Source organism: Ignatzschineria indica (assembly GCF_003121925.1).
In the GTDB taxonomy this organism is placed as follows: Bacteria; Pseudomonadota; Gammaproteobacteria; order Cardiobacteriales; family Wohlfahrtiimonadaceae; genus Ignatzschineria; species Ignatzschineria indica.
This window is the reverse complement of the sequence record NZ_QEWR01000001.1, coordinates 33,036-50,663: the sequence shown is the minus strand read 5'-3', so window position 1 is coordinate 50,663 and position 17,628 is coordinate 33,036. Positions and strand designations below refer to the sequence as shown.

Below are 17,628 nucleotides of genomic sequence, written 5' to 3'. Positions count from 1 at the left end.
ATCATTAATTAGATCATTAATTAGATCATTAATTAGATCATTAATTAGATCAAACTTCTTGATATTTAAATAGTCGATATTTAGATAGAAGATCTACTAAAGAGAAGATAGAACCATCTTTAATTTAATAGAGAGGTATAGTTATATGAGTAAAAAGAGAGTCCTAGTTCTTGGTGGGAATTTTGCCGGTTTAGGCGCAGCCCAAAAGATTCGTGAATATGCGAAGGATGAAGTTGATATCACCGTTATTGACCGTAAGTCCTACTTGCTCTATGTACCCAATATTCCGGCAGAAGTTTTAGAGAACCGTAATCCGGAGTATTCATTAAAGATGGATATTCCCAAAACATTGAAGAAAGATAAGATTGACTTTATTCATGCAGAAGTCACAAAGATCGATCCAAAGGCACAAACAGTCTCTATTATTCCTAATGAGCGTCCAGGGGCAGAAGCGCATGAGATGAGCTATGATTATCTTGTAATTGCTCTCGGTGCTAAATTAGCCTTCGATAAAATTGAAGGTTTTGCAGAATATGGAGATACCGTATCAGATTTCTATCACGGTAATAAATTACGTAAAAAATTACATGATGGAACCTATAAAGGAGGGCCTATTGTTGTAGGTTCTGCTCGATTCCATCAGGGTGATGGGGCAAAAGGTTTAGAGCCTTATCCCGGCGGACAGATTCCTGATGCGATGGCGGCGTGTGAAGGCCCGCCTGTTGAGATCAGTTTAGGTTTAGCTGACTGGCTTCAACGCCATAAAATGGGAGATGCCTCCAAGATCACTATCACAACACCTGCTGAGATGATTGCAGAAGATGCGGGCGATAAAGTTGTTCCGCAGTTGCTTGAAGTTGCCGGCAAAATGGGCTTTAAGTATGTGAACAATACTAAAGATATTGTGAAGCTCACGAAAGATTCCATTATCTTTGCAAATGGTATGGAATTACCGGCAGAGTTAAAGATTGTCTTCCCTGATTGGGTTGCGCATGATTTCTTAAAAGGTTTAGAGATTAGTGATAATCAAGGTTTTATTATTACCGATCTCTTGATGAGAAATCCTAAGTATAAAAATATCTTTGCAGCCGGAGATTGTGCTGCAGTAACGATGCCAAAATTAGGGGCGATCGGTCACCAGCAGTGTGAGATTATTGGCCGTCAGGTGGCTATGGATCTAGGTAAGATGGCGCCAGAAAAAGCAAATGAGCCATTGAAGCCTTGGGTCTTCTGTATCGGTGATATTGGTAGCGGTAAGGGATTCTATATCCGTTCAAATTCCTGGTTTGGTGGTGATACGCAAGTGTTGAAGATGGGTCGTATCCCTTATATGTTGAAGATGCAGTATAAGACCCTCTTCTTTGAAACAGATGGAAAAGTGCCCGTTTGGGGACCTGATGTTGCCGAGATTATGGCAGAGAAGCTTTAAGAGTTACTTGATAAACTTTGATAGTTGATCGAATAATTATCTCTGAGTAGTTTCTTTAAAAAGAGAAATAACTCAAAAACTCAAAGCTTAAAAAATGAAGACCTCAGTATTAGAGATTGGTACTGAGGTCTTTTGTAGTTCAGTTTTTTTAATGTAAATCGCGATTGTTGTTATTTTGCTTAGCTTAAAACCTGATTTGGTCAGCAAGTAGCAATTATATGCGGTTTCTGTAGAATAGAGCTGATCTTAATATCTGTTTGCATCTATTTTCAACGATTTACATTCTATTTATTTCTATGCATTTATATTTATATCGTCTTTCATTGTTTGCTGAAAATCTTATAGATGCTTCAGATATTGAAAATTATTTGTGACAGTCTTGCTAGAAGTGAAAAATATATATCGTTCATATATCGTTCATAATAGTGATAAGAGTTTTAGAAAATTAAATCTTAAACGCATATTAGTAAACGCATATTGGTTTTATGCAAAGTAGAGGAATTTTGGTTAAAAAAGGAATGCAGAAGAATTTTTTTCATCGCTCCAGTGGGGGCATTCTCTTAATAGCGATACTCCTACTCTCTTTGATGGGGGGTGAGTTAATATTCGCCCAGAGCAATACGCAAAGCAGCGAACCACGAAGTGTTGTACAGGAAAATACTGCATCGCTGAATCAGATTCGGGGTAATCTCGATGATGTGAACGCAAAACGGGAAGTGATTATTGCAGAATTGAAAGAGACTACCGATCCTGATCATCGAATGAGTCTTGAGGTGACGCTCTCACAGCTCGATCAACAGAAGCGTAATTTCGAGCGGATATTTGAAAGAACCGCCCTTGGGGGATTGGAGGTTGAGCTCTTTGATATCTCCGATAATGAAGAGGAGGAGATTCTCCATTATGATTGGCAAAAAGAGTTGATTAAGATTGTTCAGCCTGTCTTCAGTTCTCTTCAAAATTTAACGGAATCACAGCGCAAGCGTGATTTTATCCGTACAACGCGTGCTGAGCTAGAGCAGAACCTTATTGCGATTGATGAAGCATTGATCCATCTTAATGAGATTGATGAGTCTGAACTTAATCCTGCCTCACTAAAGCAACTCGATAAGATCAAAAATAGTTGGGAGATTAAGCGTGCTTATTATGCCAATCAATTAGAGTTGATTAACTTACAATATCGAGAACTTGAGAAGGAGGGAACGCTTTCTGAACGGATTACTCAAGGAACTTGGAACTTTATTACCAATGAAGGAAAGATTCTTCTCTATAGTTTAGGGACATTTTTTGGACTACTCTATATTTTTTCTTGGATTTTGCGTCGTCTTGTTAAACGTCATGAGCGTAAAGTGCAAGAGAACCGACATACAAAGCGAGCGAATCTTCCTTGGCGTTTAATGTTGCTGCTCTATGAGATCTTCTCATTTATTATCGCCTTTTCAGCGATGCTCGTTATTTTGCACTCATCAGGCAATATGGTGCTCTTTGGCTTTGCGATCTTAATTATCTTAGCAATGCTGATCAGCTTCCGTAATTCGGTGCCAGCTTATTTTAAGCGTCTTCGCACCTTCCTCAATATGGGGTTAGCACGTGAAGGAGAGCGTGTAATGTATCAAGGGATTCCATGGGAGATTGAGCATATCAACCTCTATTCTGTCTTCCTCTATAATCCCCTTCTCGATAATGGAAGAATTCGGCTCACAATCGATCTACTTGAGAATATGATCTCTCGGGATGTTCCTCATGATGAAGCGTATTACCCAACAAAAGCGGGAGATATTGTCATTATCGATTCAATTTATGCAGAGATTGTGCGACAGACGCCAGAGACGATCTATCTCAATAGTTATGGAGCGGCGATTGAGTACGGAACCGAGGAGTTTGTAAATCGTAAACCGAAAAATATCACTGATGGCTATGCAGCAAGTACACATTTTGTTTTAGATCAAGATCATCGACATGATGATATCGATGCGATCTTAGAAGAGCTTAAAATCACTGCAACAGCAGAGATTGAGAAAGACCCAGATATGGCAGCAACAGTTTTAGGTGTTCATTCCAACTATCGTGGGATAAACCCTTACGGTGATTTGATCTTTGGAATGAGTATAAGTTTTGGCCCTAATGCCGCAGGCTACTACAACTCGGCACCACGACTGTTACAACGAAGCGCGTTAATTGCTGCGGAGAAGAATCAGTGGAAATTGCCACGAAAGGGATATATTGCCGCAGAGGAGTAATCTAGCGGAATAATATCTCTTATCTTATTACAAGATCTTTATTGGTCTATGGAGTCGATAAGATCGATAAGCGCTAATGAAGGAGTACTTTTGATAAGTGCTCCTTTTTTTATCAAAATATAGCTTTTGCGATCTCTTCTATCAAGTTTTTCAATTTTGTGATATTCAGCATGTTTTTTGTCAATAAATGAAAGAAATCTTTTACTTGCTACGATTAATTGCTAACATCTTCTAACAATAATTTGTAACTTATATCTATGTAACTTATATCTATGTAACTTATATCTATGTAACTTATATCTATGTAACTTATATCTATGTAACTTATATCTATGTAACTTATATCTATATAACTTATATAGATATAGCTTACGTCTATACAGTTACCTTGATAAGGTAGATCGATAGGCTGTATTGACAAGTTAGATCTTAAAAAAATGATACATCTTAAAATAAGAGCCGAATTGTTATTTGGAGTTGTAAGGTGAGATATGCAGAAAATAATAAAAAAGAACGAGCATATAGGTAACAGTGAAAAAGAAAATATCACGGTTGCTGCAGTTGATTTTATTCCGGCCTGGGGTGATTTAGAGGGGAATATTACGCGTCTTGCTGATGCTGTTGAAAAGATCGGTCAGGAAGGGATCGATTATGCAGTTTTTCCTGAAACGGCAACTTGCGGTTATCTCTTTCGTAGTTATCAGGAGATCTCCCCTTTTTTAGATACCATTCCCGGTAAAACAACCGCGGCACTTCTGCCTCTGCTCAAGAGATATAACCTCTATATCAGCGTAGGTATCGCAGAGCGAGATCTAGAGAGTGGGCTCGCCTATAATAGTGCTGTCTTATTAGGTCCGGAAGGGATTATAGGCACTTATCGTAAACGGGGGCTTAATAGTCAAGATCAACGTCTTTTTGCTCCAGGAAATAGTGAAACGACAGTCTTTGACACAGCTCTCGGTAAAATTGGACTTCTGATCTGTTATGACGATACCTACTGGCAATATGCGCGTCTTTTGGCATTGAAAGGAGCACAGATCATTGGTTGGCATTCGGTATCGGATAGGATTATGCCAAATGCAGCGCCAAGTGAGCGAGTAGGAGATCACTCTACAATTGCACATGTACAACATATTAGTGCGCTTAATGGTGTTTGGTCGATCTGTGCAACTCGCAGTGGAATTGAGACTAATCCATTGACGGGAGCCGAGCTCTATTACAATGGTGGATCGAGTATTTGGGCACCAACAGGAGAAAAAGTGTTGCAAGCCCCCGTGATTCCTCCTGAAGAACTTGCTTCCGGCTTAAATGGAATTTATCGCGCTACGATTAAGCCGGCAGAAGCAGATGTTTATCGTGATGCAATTTTGGCAAGAAGAAGAGTTCAGCTTTATATGCCTCATTTAGCCCTTCATCGTGCGCCTGATGATGCTAATGCAACTCAAGAGCGCCGGCAGGTATTGTTGAGCGCAGCTCAATGGCCTAAAGAGAGTTCTCTGCTTGATAAGGTGAGCGTTCAAAAGAATCAGCTTTTAGTTTTACCGGCATTCTCTACGATTGCTGATCCCCATTCAGAGACGGAGATTTTTGCAGCAGCTGAAGAGCAAGGTGGTTCTTTTGAGACAAAAATATCGCAAATTGCAGCGAAAGGGGGCGGTTATGTTGTGGGATCCTATCCTGAAATAGAGCAAGATCGACTCTACCATACAGTCGTTTTAGCAGGACCTGCAGGCAATATTTTAGGCCGTTATCGTGCAACTCATCTTGATGCATCTGATAAGGGATGGGCAGTTGCAGGAGATCATATTACGGTTGTTGAGACTTCGATCGGACGAATTGGACTGGCACTGGAGTATGAGTTAGCGATAGCAGAATTGGGAGCGCTCTATACAGTTGAGCGGGCCGATATTATCGCCGCACCGGCGCGATTACCACTTTCTTTAAAGGTAGAGATCGATGCAGCGCTCTATTCGACCGTTAATCCCCCTACAGGAAGAGCTAATTATTATCCCTATGCTGCGGCAACATTGCATCAAGTTTGGGTCGTTTGTGGTGGAAGAGAGGAGAGTGGTTTTACCTCCAGCGCTATCTATGGGCCAGAGCCGATTGTATTAACACCGGCATTATTAGCAAAAGAGGGAGAAAGTGTGCTTCAATCTGAAATGATTGTACCAGCTCCGGATTCATGGATTAGTCAAGAGCGATTGATTCATGGACAAGCTGCAATCTGGTTTCCACCTTTAGTACAAGATTAAAAAAAGAGGCTCTATTGATAAATGATTTGCGTAATATTGATGCATTAAATAGATTCAGGATCGGCTTTATTTACGAAGATTAATCTCTATTATGATCTATAGATATTAAAAAGAGGTTTTATTATTATAAATTGAATTTTTTGGGGTTGTATTGAGGATTGTATTGATACATATTTATTTTTCTTAATTTATATTAAGACATATGAAGTTACATTAAGTCATTTCGAATTTTATTTAATGGTTTAATTGTTTTCAATATGAATGGAAATGGAAATGTGAATATAAATATGAATATTTATCTTTAATCTATAGTAGATGATTGATACGTAATAGGTAGAGTGATATTTGCAGTTGGTTTTCTATATTGAATTGAATATTTAAATCGATATTTGCTTCTTTATAAAAAATAGAATATTAAAATATTTGTAAGTAATGATATGTTAAAGAGAGTCGTTCTCGCTATCTGATTGTCTTGATTTTATCTAGACATGTTATTTATATGTTATCTCGATGATTTTAATAACTTTAAGTAGAGAGCGCCGGGATATTGTCAAGATTTATCTAAGAATGATGATCATTATTTAAGGGGGATCGATTATGAAAAGTTCTTCATCACAGCCGGAGCAGTTGGTAAAAAGTCGGAAGACATTGGCTTCTTCAATGTTAGATCCTGCTTCAACTGCCGTTCCGATTATGGAACGACCAGAAATTGCTTTCGTTCTGGCGATTATCGCAGGATTAATGAATGGTTACACCTACCATGTCTCTAAGATCTTCAGTACAGTACAATCAGGAAATATTATTCTCTTAGGTGAGACGATCGCAACTAAAAACTGGCCCCATTTCTATGCGATTATGTTTACCGTTTTAGCGTTTGGTGTCGGCTCGATGTTAACCGCGATAGTGGAGAAGATCTATCGAAATAAGAATAATCATAGTTGGACCTTCGTGATCATCGCTATTGAAGCGCTAGTACTTATTATTCTTGCGAGTGGTTATTTTAATAATATTCTCTCTATCTCAACAATCTGCATCATCATCTCATTTGTTGCAGGTCTTCAGGGGAATGCTTTTCACAAGGTGAAAGGAATGCTCTACGGAAATGTTGCTGTCACTTTAGTTGTACAGTTAGCATTTAGTAATTTAATGCAAGCTATTCAAGGGGATAAAGGTACATGGCGAAAAGCTGTGATCTTCTTCTCAGTATTATTAGGGTTTGGTTTAGGAGGTTATGCTGGCACATTAGCGACGATTCGCTTTGGTGAGGCGGCCCTTCTTTTACCGGCAATTTTATTAATTTTACTCTTAATCTACCTTCTTTTTGCAAAAGAGAAGGGAGATGATTCAATCGATCCTGCTTCTTAAGCATCATTTCTGGAGTAGTAAGGAGTAGTTCGTTTTTCCAATCAGTGATTCAATCGATATGCTTGATTGCTGATGATATTAACTTAGATAGACAATGGAGATTTTCTATGCCTATAGATAAGAATACCCCGCAGCCGTTTCGCCCATCAGATGGTAAAGGTTGGATCGACCATGGTCCACGTAACATCATGCGCGATCGTGAAAATCCAGATATTTTAGTGCCACCACCAACAGATCATGGCACCATTCCAAACTTACGTTTTAGTTTCTCTGATGCGCATATGCGTTTAGAAGAGGGCGGTTGGACGCGTGAAATTACTAATCGTGAACTACCGGCATCGCTCGATATTGCTGGCGTGAATATGTCGCTTGAGCCAGGTGCTTATCGTGAGCTTCATTGGCATAAGGAAGCAGAGTGGGGCTATATGCTCTATGGTAATGCTCGTGTTACAGCGATTGATGAAGATGGTCGTATCTTTATTGATGATGTTAAAGAGGGTGATATCTGGAACTTTGAAGCTGGAATTCCCCACTCTATTCAGGGATTAGATCAAGGGTGTGAATTCCTTTTAGTCTTTAGTGAAGCTGATTTCTCTGAAAATAACACCTTCCTCTTAACAGAGCTAATTTCTCATATTCCACAAGATGTAATCGCAGCAAACTTCAAGATGGATGTGGATACGCTGAAAAAATTACCACAAGTTGAGAAGTATATCTTTAAAGGCGAAGTTCCAGGGCCGATCAATGTTGTGCGTAAGCATAATGAACATGGTGATGTTCCTTCACCATTTACATTCCATCGTGATTCAATCACGCCTCATGAGTGTGAAGCAGGTAAAGTCTACTTTGTAGATGAGCGTAACTTCCCTGAAGCGAAGACGATTTCAGCAGCATTTGTAGAGATCGAACCTGGTGGTATGCGTGAAATTCATTGGCATCCACGTGCGCAAGAGTGGCTCTACTTTATTGAGGGTAAGGCGCGCATGACCGTCTTTAACTCACAAGGAACGGCAAGAACATTCAACTATCAAGCAGGTGATGTCGGGGTTGTTCCTATTGTAGCAGGACACTATATCCAAAATATTGGTGATGAGCCTGTTCGCTTTATCGAAGTATTTAAACGTCCAGATGCTTATCCGATCTCTCGTTACTCCGATATTTCTCTTAATGCCTGGTTGGCGAGTACACCTACACAGATCGTTGCAGATCATCTCAATTTAACGTTTGAAGAGGCAGAAGCGCTCCCAAATCCAGGGCGTCCAGAGCCTGTTATTTGGTATAAAAAGCCAGAAGGTAAATAGTTGACGTCGTGAGTGATCTATTGTGTTGATAGATCTGGAAATATGGTAAATCTATTATCGATCTACCATTAACTCACTTACAATTGACGCACAATTTATTTTTGTTTTTGTTTTTAATATCGCCAGTATCGATTCATCTGCTTATTTTGAATCGATACTGGTTTTTTTGATTGGTTATTTAAATCATCTATTTGAATGGGGCATTGTTAATCTAAGCAGATCGAGATTTTACTTCAGCTAGACTCCGCTAGATTCAACTAGATTCAACTAGATTTAGTCCGCTCGATCTGTTGCAATAGAGGGTAATATAGAGAGAGTATATAGAGATTGATTCAATCGCGATCGATTATAAAAGAGATTATTATAAAAGAGATTAAATAAGGGGTAAGTCATGAGTATGGAGATCTCCCGCCGAGGTTTTATTAAACTCGGTGTTATTGCAGGTATTACAATAATGGTAGGAAAGCTTCCCATCGCGGAAGCTGTAGAGATCAATTCAGGACCGACATCCACAGATTGGATGGGGCGTGATGGTCGGGCAAAGATGCGTTGGGATGCGATTCGTAAAATAACAGGTGAGAAGAATTTTGCCCGAGATTATCGTGCAAAAGATCTGGAGGGTTGGCCAGATCAACAAGCTTACGCCTTTATGCTTAAAAGTACGAAGGCTGATCGAACTTTTGAAGGGATTGATCTTTCGATTCTAGGGAGCGAGCTACAGCCCGATCGCCTTGTGATGCAGGAAGATCTAGTACGAGATGGACTCAATATTCCTCAAGATACCAGCATGGGTGCTGGCTTTTATGGGAGTAATATTCTTCTTCCTAAAGGGGAGACGCCACCTATCTATGGTCATCCTGTTGCGATTTTGATCTATAAGGATTTTGACCGATTTAGTGCCGCACAACGTCTATTACAATTTGATGAGAGCGTTATTCAATATGGCGCAGTGACCGGTATTAAACCACCCAAAAATTATGGTGCTGCTCGCTATGTACGGATTGGTGGAGAGACTCCGATAGCCCCTTCAAAATTTTCCCCTTATCAAGACTCGGCAATTAAAGGAGTCTTTAATGGTAATGAGGTGATTTGGCCACCCGAGGGGTATTCTACTGACTCTTTAGTCGCCAGTCTTAAGCACAAGGATCGTGGAGGTGGTTTTATCCGTGCTCTAGAGAAGGCCGATAAGAAGCCAGAGATTCAACATATAGGGATGCAACATGCTGAAGCAATAGCTGCTGAGGTAGAGCGGGCAAAAGAGGACCCTAATAAAATTGTTCTAACGCGAAAAGGGTTTTCGCAGTCGATCGATCCGAGTGCGATGGAACCCGATAACTGTAATGCTTGGTATGATGCTGAGAATAAGACGCTTCATATCTTAACAGCGACGCAATCGCCGGCAGGAGTTGCGAATATGGCAGCAGATCTGCTCAAGGAGAGTCGTTTTAAAGGGGTAGAAAATATCCTACTTTTAACGGGTTCGACGGTAGGCTATGGTTCTAAGGATTACTCTGTTTTTCCAATCTATGCGATGGCGGCTAGTTTCTATAGTGATGGATTGCCGGTACGAATGGCTAATAATCGCTATGAGCAATTTCAGATGGGCATGAAGCGACATGTGGTGGAGATGGAGGTTACTATTACAGCAGATCGTCAAAGTGGCCAATTTGAGATCTTAAAAGGAACTTATCAATGTAATGGTGGAGGGAGAGAGAATCTTTCTGTTGCAGTTTCTCATGTGGCAGTGCGGGGCGCGCAGTCGATCTACTATTTTCCTAAGTCTGACTTGACCGCTTTAGCGATGGCAACACCGGCAGTTGAAGCCGGCTCAATGCGTGGCTTTGGCTCTCTCCAATCGATGGCAATTACAGAATTATTGGTCGATGAGTTAGCACATGAATTGGGGATCGACCCGATAGAGTTACGTAAAAAGAATGCGGTTCGGGAAGGGTATACCAATACTCAAGGAGGCATTTTTGCCGGAGATCCCCGCAATATCGAGATGTTAGAGATGGCACAAAAGCATCCACTTTGGCGTCATCGTCATGAAGCAAAAGTGAAGTATGAGGCAGAAAATCCTGGTCGACTCTATGGTGTAGGATTTGCCCAAGTACAGCAAGTTTATGGCTCAAGTGGTGTCCCTACAATTCTCTCACTAGAATTTGATGAGATGGGAAAACTCTCAATGCGCCATTGTGTTCAAGAGATTGGAACGGGTGGAACAACAGCGCAGCAGGTGATGATTTGGCAAGCGTTAGGAAAAGTTCCTGATTATGTCGAATTTGGTGTGACGCAATTTGATGAATTGCCGCTCTATACTAGTTGGGCAGATCAGAAAAAACAGGATCAACTAGCGAAGAATGATCCCTATTGGGTGCCGGCATTGATTCCTGATATGAGCTCTTCAAGTGGTGTTTACTATATCGGCTTTGGAACGCGACAAGCTGGGAAGTTTCTTTTAGAGCATTCACTCTGGCCAGCGGCAAAAGCGATCTGGAGTGAAGGGATTGGGGGTGGATCTTTTAATAGCCTCAATATGTCTCTGGCAGATCTTCGAATTACAGAGCTCGGTATCGGTGGTGGCGGTATGACACCACTTCCCTTTGAGGTTGTGGCGAAAAAAGCACATGAAATGGGATTGGTCACCGGTGTTGCCGTACATGCTTACTCTAGCTGGCAGTGGGCGCGTGCAGAGTTTGATATTCCCACAGTAGGGATGCTCAATCTCCCCCTAGATGCGCTTGCCGTAAAATATGGGAAAGGGGCACCGGCAAGCTTAAAAGCGAGGATGACGACAGGGGGATATGATTTTATTAAACGAAAGGTTGCCTATTTTCCAGATACAGATCGATCAGGAGCAGATCCAACGACAGTGACGCCAGCCTCTTCACTTGTGGAGTTGAGTGTTGATAGCTTTAGTGGTGAAGTAGAGATTCTCTCTCATCATATGATTATGAATCCCGGGACACTTATTGTTCCTGAATTAGTTTCAGGGCAAATTCAGGGCGGAACGGCAATGGGGTTAGGGCATGCGCTAATGGAGGAGCTTCCGCTCTATGAGGATGGCCCGGGAAATGGTACTTGGAACTTTAATCGTTATCGATTACCAAGAGCAAAAGATGTTGCAGTATGGAATCAGACAGCACAATTTCTTCCCCCTTTGTCGGAAACTTCTCCTCCAAAAGGGATGGCTGAACTTGGGATGATCCCTATTCTGCCGGCAACTAGCAATGCATTAACTCATGCAACAGGTAGACGTTTTTACCATTTTCCGGTAACGAGCGATAAGATTCAGAAAGCACTCTCAGAGTAGCGTTATGAGTATCAAAAAAGGGAGTAAAGATGAGTAGAGAGATAGAGAAAGAGCATCAAGTGGAGACTTTATCGAATCAACAAGGATTAGATCAACAAAAAAATGATCAACAAAATCATGACGAGAAGAGCCATATAGTGAAAGAGCACTTTGATAGTGAAAAGATTCAGCAACGTTATCCTGCAATTGAGCGTAAACCTCTTACACTCACAATTAATGGGGAGAAGGTTGGACCGATTGAAGTACCATTGACGATGACAATGATCGACTTTTTACATGAGTATCTCGATTTAACAGGAACTCATTTCGGCTGTGGACAGGGGATTTGCCATGCCTGTACTGTCATGGAGATTCATCCTGATGGATCAAAGAGTGAAACGAGAACATGTATCTTTGGAGCGCACTATTTTGCCGGCAAAAATATTGTGACGATTGAGGGGCAAGCGACAAGAAAAGATGGAGTATTGATCTTAACGCCTATTCAACAGGCTTTTATTGATAATTTTGCTTTCCAATGTGGTTATTGTGCGCCAGGATTTGTTGCGGGTGCAACGGTCTTTTTAGATCGCTTAAATCGGCAACCCATTAAGAGAGCGAATCTAGAAAAAGCCATTGAGGAAGCGCTCAATGATCATATCTGCCGTTGTACAGGGTATGTCCGCTATTATGAAGCAATTCGGGATGTCGCCTTAGCCACTCCCGGTTGTGTTATCGATTAAGGAGTAGAAGATGCGTTATGTTGAAGATATCGATTATTATCGTCGCAGTAAGCAGAAAGGGAGCTTAAAGCGCTGGTTCATCTGGTTCCTATTATTGCTGATTATCGTAGCGGTATTAATCTTAATCGGTGTGTTTCGTCAAGATTCTGTGACTGCTAAAGGTACTTTGAGTGAAGCGGAGATGGAAGCATTGATACCTAAAGGGCGGGAGCTAGCTTTTGCTGGAGATTGTTTTGGTTGTCATACCCGGGAAGGAGGAGAGATGGGAGCAGGGGGTGTTCCGATTACAATGGCGCCATTAGGAACGATCTACTCTACTAATATTACTCCTGATAAGAGATATGGAATTGGCAACTATACGCGAGAAGATTTTCATCGGGCGCTTAAAGATGGGGTAGGTAAAGAGCGTGGAAATCTCTATCCGGCAATGCCTTACGTCTTTACCCATATTACGACTGATGAGGATATTGATGCGCTTTACGCTTACTTGATGAGCATCCCTCCTTTAGCAATTCCTAATGCTCAAAATAGTGGGGTATTTGCTTGGCCCGTACGTCCTTTTTTGAACTTTTGGACACTCTTTAACTTTCCAGATCGATTGGCACCGCATGATCCTAATCGTTCTGAAGCATGGAATCGAGGTGCTTATCTTGTTGAGGGATTAGCTCATTGTGGCGCTTGTCACTCTCCTAGAAATTTTATGATGGGGGTGGATTTTAAAGCCGCATTGACTGGAGGATTTGAAGATGGGTTAGCGATTCCTGATATTACGGCTGAGACATTGGCGAAAAGAGGTTACTCATTAGAAGATCTTACCGAGTATTTAGCGACTGGAATTGCCCCGGAAGGAGATTCTTTTGCGGGAATGGAGACAGTGACTCATTTCTCGACAAGTCAGATGAATCGTCAAGATGTGATTGCTATGGCAACCTATCTTCTTACCGATAAAGGGGGAAAGATTCTTTCGCCTAAGCGCTCTCCTATTATGACTAATCAAGTTATAGGAGCGATGAAACAGGCAGATCTTGTAGCGGGTCGAGAGAATTATTTAGCAGCTTGTGCTACTTGTCATGGAGTAGAGGGCAAGGGAATTCCACATGTAGCGCCAGCGTTAGAGGGAGATGCGATTGTGATGATGGAGGATCCACAAACTCTAATAGCCGTTGTACTCAATGGAATACCCACAACCTCCTACTCTAATGGGGAGCGTATGTACGCTATGCCAGGGTTTGAAGGTGCATTAACCGCGAAGGAGATTGCCGATCTTCTTAATTGGGTGAGAACTGAGTGGGGAGGCATTGAAAAACCGATCAAAGCAGATCAGGTTACCCCTCAAGGAGATTCTCTACTCCATTTATAAATCTAGAATCCAGAATCCAGAATTTAGAGATCTGTAGTCTTCGACTCATGATTTCCATTTCCAACATGATTTATAATGTAGTTCTACACTCTATACTCTACGCTCTACATTCTATACTAAGGATAATAGTAGGGGGAGCAGATGAGGTAGATAGGATAGATAAGGTAGATAAGAGAAAGCCCACTATTGAGTGGGCTTTTTGATTCATTGTCTTAGGATGAATTTTATTATTGATGTTTTGATCTAAATTTTAAAGCTACTAATATGTAGCCTTAAAACCTAATCGATTATTCAGCTGTTACGTTAACAGTGATTTCAACATTCACATCAGCGTGAAGGTGAAGTGTAACCGTGTGCTCGCCGAGTGAACGGATTGCACCATCATGGATACGAACTTCTTTACGCTCAACAGGTACACCTGCATCTGTAATAAGAGTTGCGATATCTTGAGCTGTTACTGAACCGAATAGACGACCTTCTGAACCTGCGTTTGCAGCGATAGTCATCACTAAACCAGCAAGTTTTTCACCACGTGCAGTAGCTTCTGCTAATACTTCAGCTTGTTTCTGCTCGAGTTCTGCACGACGCTCTTCAAAGCGAGCAACGTTAGCTTCAGTCGCTTCAGTCGCAAGACCTTGTGGAAGAAGGTAGTTACGTGCAAATCCTGGCTTAACATCGACCATGTCGCCAAGAGAACCTAAATTTTCAATTTTTTCTAAAAGAATAACTTTCATTGATTATCTCCCTTTGGACAAATTAGTGTTGATCAGTGTATGGGAGCAATGCAATGTAGCGAGCACGTTTAATTGCAGTTGCGAGCTGACGCTGATAGCGTGCGCTTGTACCCGTTACACGGCTAGGTACGATTTTACCTGTCTCTGTAACATAATTTTTTAAGAGATTAATATCTTTGTAGTCGATTTCTTTAACGCCTTCAGCGGTAAAACGACAATATTTTCTACGACGAACATAACGTGACATAATTTTATTACCTTTTGTCTATATTTTAAAAGAGATCCGATGCTTATGCTTCTTCGCTATCTGCGTTGTCAGCATCATCGTTGCTTTCAGCTTCAACTTCACGATTGTCATTATGACGCTCAGGTTTTGCTGCAACAACAGATGGTTCAGTTTCCGCTTCTTCTTTGTTGATGATAAGATCACGGATAACCGCATCGTTAAAACGGAATGCGCTTTGTAGCTCTTCTAAAGAGGCTTTATCACATTCAATGTTCATAAGAACGTAGTGTGCTTTATGAATTTTTTGAATAGGATATGCTAATTGGCGACGGCCCCAATCTTCTAAACGATGGACTACGCCACCATTATCAGTCACGATTGCTTTGTAGCGATCGATCATTGCAGGAACTTGTTCACTTTGGTCTGGATGAACCAGAAATACTACTTCGTAATGACGCATTATTCATGCTCCTTATGGATTTAAAAAATATTTAAAGTCTTCTAAACACAACTTAAAAGACAAGGAGACCTAGAGTCTTGTAGTGTGACTGACACTATTTTTTTTACTTTTTCAGTAACTAAAAAGCTTAGAAAGCGTCATCTCATTAAAAGACTCAAAATCAAGCAAAGCATTATACCCGTTAAGATTTATAAAAGAAAGGGGAAAGAGCGGAGAAGTGCTAGAAGCTCTCTTCTTGAAGATGAAAGAGCGGTTCACCAAGTTTAATGGGCTGATACTCTTTGATGAGAGGATCGAGCATTAAATTCCCTTTCTCTGTAATAACGATTGCTGTTGATCCCATATTGAAGCGACCCATCTCTTCCCCTTTTTTCAAGGAGATCCCCTCTTTTTGATAATCACTATATTGTAGTAATTTGCCATAGGGTGGTGTAACGGTTCCTGACCAGACAGTTTCAATACTAGAGACATTAATGGCACCGACTAAGATAACGATCATCTTGCCATAGGGGGTCTCAAAGAGTGAGACGTGACGCTCATTCTCGGCAAAGAGAGCAGGGATTTTCTTCGCTGTCTTTAAGGAGACGCTATAGAGTTTTCCGGGAATATGGATTGTTCGGAGAAGCTTCCCATCCACTGGCATATGGATGCGATGATAATCTCTTGGTGAGAGATAGATAGTTGCAAAAGAACCATCTTTAAAAGTTTCGGCTAATTGGGGATCAGCAATTAATGATTCTAAGGTGAAGTGGTGACCTTTGGCATGGATAAATTGAGTCTTATCTAACGCACCACTTGCAGCAATTTTTCCATCTGCCGGAGATACAATTGCAGCCTCACTAATAGGGCGAGCTCCGGCTTTAAGTTCGCGAGTAAAAAAGTCATTAAAATTGATAAATTGCTCAGGGGATTGTCGCTCATAATCTTGCCAAGCGATTTTGTAGATTTTCGCAAATTGGGAGATGAAAAGGTTTTTAAACCATGGGGTTTTGATACGTGTAATTTTACGAAACAGAGCAGATGAGAAGCGTTGAAAAGAGAGGTTGTTGAGAAACATGGGTAATCTCCTAAATTTTTAAGTATTCAGCCGACCGTGAGTTTAGCCTATGATTTAGTCGAGGTGCTTATTTTATTTGAGAGTGTTTAAAGAGTGAATCCAAGATTCTGCTGTGATTAGATCCGCTTCAGTATCGATACCGGCAGGAGGTGCTTCTGTAGTGATTGCGACAGCGATTTTATAATTGTTCGCAAGGGCTCTGAGCTGCTCTAATTTTTCTAAAGACTCAAGATGTGAGGGGATTAAATGGGGATAGTCATTGAGAAAACTCGCACGATAAGCATATAGACCTATATGGCGCAGATAGGGGGAGTCTTTAATTACGCCTGTTACAGGCATTGCATCTCTCTGGTAAGGAATCGCAGCTCTTGAGAAGTAGAGTGCTTCATCAGCTTCATTGAGAACAACTTTTACAGTATTGGGATTATGAACTTCTTCCCATTGATGAATCGGGGTTGCCAATGTACTCATTGCAACAGAAGGGTTTTCTTTGAGGGTTGTTGCTGCAAGATCGATTAAATTAGTGGGTAGAAAAGGCTCATCCCCTTGCCAATTAACAATGATCTCATCATCGGGGAACTCTAATTTTTGAGAGACTTCGCTTAGACGATCAGTTCCAGATTCATGGGAGTCTTTTGTCATAATGACTTCTGCGCCTAAAGCTTTTAAATGACGATAGATTGCATCACTATCCGTCGCAACGATAATGCGCTTCGCATCACTCTTCAATGCTGCCTCCCAGGTCCGCTCTATAAGAGGCTTGTCGGCAAGGTCGCGTAACATTTTGTTAGGAAGGCGAGTCGACTTTAATCGTGCGGGGATGATAATGGTATAACTCATAATTAATTTAATGCTCTCTTCTTAAATGAAAGTTGAATGGAATAATTGAATGGAGCGATTAAAATAGTTTTTTTATAAGACTCCATTGATTAATGAGGGAGATTATAGCAACAGGGGGCGTTTGGCGCGAAGAATTAAATTAGTGATCATTTATTTGAGTTTTTTACCTAAAAAGAGAGAAAAATTTGATGAAGAAAATAGGGAGTTGTTCAAAGATTGCACTACTTTTTAACTCGTCTCTCATTGTGAAAAAAACAGAAAAAAAGATCCAAAATTAGCTTGACTTATTAACATCTTTCCAAAAGCTCGATAATTAGAGGGTTTTGTCGCTA

General features: G+C 40.9%; 13 protein-coding genes. 8 read left to right on the top strand and 5 right to left on the bottom strand.

Features of this window, described 5'->3' with window-relative positions:
• The first annotated feature begins 145 nt into the window (after positions 1-145).
• The 8 genes from DC082_RS00230 (at position 146) to DC082_RS00195 (ending at position 13,979) form a co-directional block, all read left to right on the top strand.
• On the top strand, positions 146-1,429 hold the full coding sequence (locus tag DC082_RS00230; protein ID WP_109235245.1) for an NAD(P)/FAD-dependent oxidoreductase: 1,284 nt from the start codon (positions 146-148) through the stop codon (positions 1,427-1,429).
• Positions 1,430-1,947: 518 nt separating this feature from the next.
• Positions 1,948-3,666, top strand: a complete 1,719-nt coding sequence (locus DC082_RS00225) for a DUF443 domain-containing protein (RefSeq protein ID WP_109235244.1) — start codon at positions 1,948-1,950, stop codon at positions 3,664-3,666.
• A gap of 491 nt (positions 3,667-4,157) precedes the next feature.
• Positions 4,158-5,921: a carbon-nitrogen hydrolase family protein gene (locus DC082_RS00220; protein WP_109235243.1), complete on the top strand. Its 1,764-nt coding sequence runs from the start codon at positions 4,158-4,160 to the stop codon at positions 5,919-5,921.
• A gap of 597 nt (positions 5,922-6,518) precedes the next feature.
• Complete coding sequence (locus DC082_RS00215; protein WP_229821723.1) at positions 6,519-7,286, top strand: YoaK family protein; 768 nt, start codon at positions 6,519-6,521, stop codon at positions 7,284-7,286.
• 107 nt (positions 7,287-7,393) lie between these two features.
• Entirely contained in the window at positions 7,394-8,587 is a 1,194-nt protein-coding gene (locus DC082_RS00210) for a cupin domain-containing protein (RefSeq protein WP_094568492.1), read from the top strand.
• 391 nt (positions 8,588-8,978) lie between these two features.
• Positions 8,979-11,900, top strand: a complete 2,922-nt coding sequence (locus DC082_RS00205) for a xanthine dehydrogenase family protein molybdopterin-binding subunit (protein ID WP_109235242.1) — start codon at positions 8,979-8,981, stop codon at positions 11,898-11,900.
• A 164-nt stretch (positions 11,901-12,064) separates the two neighbouring features.
• Positions 12,065-12,619, top strand: coding sequence for a (2Fe-2S)-binding protein (locus DC082_RS00200; RefSeq protein WP_229821725.1), 555 nt, complete (start codon positions 12,065-12,067; stop codon positions 12,617-12,619).
• Between the two features lie 10 nt (positions 12,620-12,629).
• The gene (locus DC082_RS00195) at positions 12,630-13,979 is read left to right on the top strand and encodes a cytochrome c (RefSeq protein WP_109235240.1); all 1,350 of its coding nucleotides are present in this window, start codon (positions 12,630-12,632) and stop codon (positions 13,977-13,979) included.
• 287 nt (positions 13,980-14,266) lie between these two features.
• On the opposite strand, the gene rplI is transcribed toward DC082_RS00195, so the two are convergent.
• The 5 genes from rplI to kdsB form a co-directional block, all read right to left on the bottom strand.
• Positions 14,267-14,713: a 50S ribosomal protein L9 gene (gene rplI / locus DC082_RS00190; protein ID WP_094568488.1), complete on the bottom strand. Its 447-nt coding sequence runs from the start codon at positions 14,711-14,713 to the stop codon at positions 14,267-14,269.
• A gap of 22 nt (positions 14,714-14,735) precedes the next feature.
• Entirely contained in the window at positions 14,736-14,960 is a 225-nt protein-coding gene (gene rpsR / locus DC082_RS00185) for a 30S ribosomal protein S18 (RefSeq protein WP_094568487.1), read from the bottom strand.
• 43 nt (positions 14,961-15,003) lie between these two features.
• Positions 15,004-15,399, bottom strand: coding sequence for a 30S ribosomal protein S6 (gene rpsF, locus DC082_RS00180; protein ID WP_109235239.1), 396 nt, complete (start codon positions 15,397-15,399; stop codon positions 15,004-15,006).
• A 220-nt stretch (positions 15,400-15,619) separates the two neighbouring features.
• Complete coding sequence (asd, locus tag DC082_RS00175; protein WP_109235238.1) at positions 15,620-16,456, bottom strand: archaetidylserine decarboxylase; 837 nt, start codon at positions 16,454-16,456, stop codon at positions 15,620-15,622.
• A gap of 72 nt (positions 16,457-16,528) precedes the next feature.
• The gene (gene kdsB, locus DC082_RS00170; protein WP_189363349.1) at positions 16,529-17,296 is read right to left on the bottom strand and encodes a 3-deoxy-manno-octulosonate cytidylyltransferase; all 768 of its coding nucleotides are present in this window, start codon (positions 17,294-17,296) and stop codon (positions 16,529-16,531) included.
• Between the last annotated feature and the right edge of the window lie 332 nt (positions 17,297-17,628).